Annotated in this window: 1 rRNA gene; it reads right to left on the bottom strand. The window is 56.4% G+C overall.

The features are described 5' to 3' along the window. Positions 1 to 22 precede the first annotated feature (22 nt). Positions 23 to 1,543: ribosomal RNA gene (locus tag ACIOHC_RS43810) — 23S ribosomal RNA — on the bottom strand; the annotation flags it as partial.

The following is a 1,543-nucleotide window of genomic DNA, read 5'->3' as shown; positions in this document are numbered from 1 at the left end:
AACACAGTGGACGCGAGCAACTGAGGACAAGCCCTCGGCCTATTAGTACCAGTCAGCTCCACCCGTTACCGGGCTTCCACATCTGGCCTATCAACCCAGTCGTCTACTGGGAGCCTTAACCCCTCAAGGAGGTGGGAATACTCATCTCGAAGCAGGCTTCCCGCTTAGATGCTTTCAGCGGTTATCCTTTCCGAACGTAGCCAACCAGCCATGCCCTTGGCAGAACAACTGGCACACCAGAGGTTCGTCCGTCCCGGTCCTCTCGTACTAGGGACAGCCCTTCTCAATATTCCTACGCGCACAGCGGATAGGGACCGAACTGTCTCACGACGTTCTAAACCCAGCTCGCGTACCGCTTTAATGGGCGAACAGCCCAACCCTTGGGACCGACTCCAGCCCCAGGATGCGACGAGCCGACATCGAGGTGCCAAACCATCCCGTCGATATGGACTCTTGGGGAAGATCAGCCTGTTATCCCCGGGGTACCTTTTATCCGTTGAGCGACAGCGCTTCCACAAGCCACTGCCGGATCACTAGTCCCGACTTTCGTCCCTGCTCGACCCGTCGGTCTCACAGTCAAGCTCCCTTGTGCACTTACACTCAACACCTGATTGCCAACCAGGCTGAGGGAACCTTTGGGCGCCTCCGTTACTCTTTAGGAGGCAACCGCCCCAGTTAAACTACCCATCAGACACTGTCCCTGATCCGGATCACGGACCCAGGTTAGACATCCAGCACGACCAGAGTGGTATTTCAACGACGACTCCACAACCACTGGCGTGGCCGCTTCAAAGTCTCCCACCTATCCTACACAAGCCGAACCGAACACCAATATCAAACTGTAGTAAAGGTCCCGGGGTCTTTCCGTCCTGCTGCGCGAAACGAGCATCTTTACTCGTAGTGCAATTTCACCGGGCCTATGGTTGAGACAGTCGAGAAGTCGTTACGCCATTCGTGCAGGTCGGAACTTACCCGACAAGGAATTTCGCTACCTTAGGATGGTTATAGTTACCACCGCCGTTTACTGGCGCTTAAGTTCTCAGCTTCGCCGACCCGAAAGTCAGCTAACCGGTCCCCTTAACGTTCCAGCACCGGGCAGGCGTCAGTCCGTATACATCGCCTTACGGCTTCGCACGGACCTGTGTTTTTAGTAAACAGTCGCTTCTCGCTGGTCTCTGCGGCCACCCCCAGCTCGGAGAGCAAGTCCCCTCACCAGTGATGGCCCCCCTTCTCCCGAAGTTACGGGGGCATTTTGCCGAGTTCCTTAACCATAGTTCACCCGAACGCCTCGGTATTCTCTACCTGACCACCTGAGTCGGTTTAGGGTACGGGCCGCCATGAAACTCGCTAGAGGCTTTTCTCGACAGCATAGGATCATCCACTTCACCACAATCGGCTCGGCATCAGGTCTCAGGCTGCATGTTGTGCGGATTTGCCTACACAACGCCCTACACCCTTACCCCGGGACAACCACCGCCCGGGCTGGACTACCTTCCTGCGTCACCCCATCGCTTACCTACTACAAGTCTGGTCCGTCGGCTCC

This window comes from Streptomyces sp. NPDC088252 (assembly GCF_044740965.1).
GTDB lineage: Bacteria > Actinomycetota > Actinomycetes > Streptomycetales > Streptomycetaceae > Streptomyces.
Note: the sequence above shows the minus strand (reverse complement) of the source record. Positions and strands in the feature narration are given on the sequence as shown.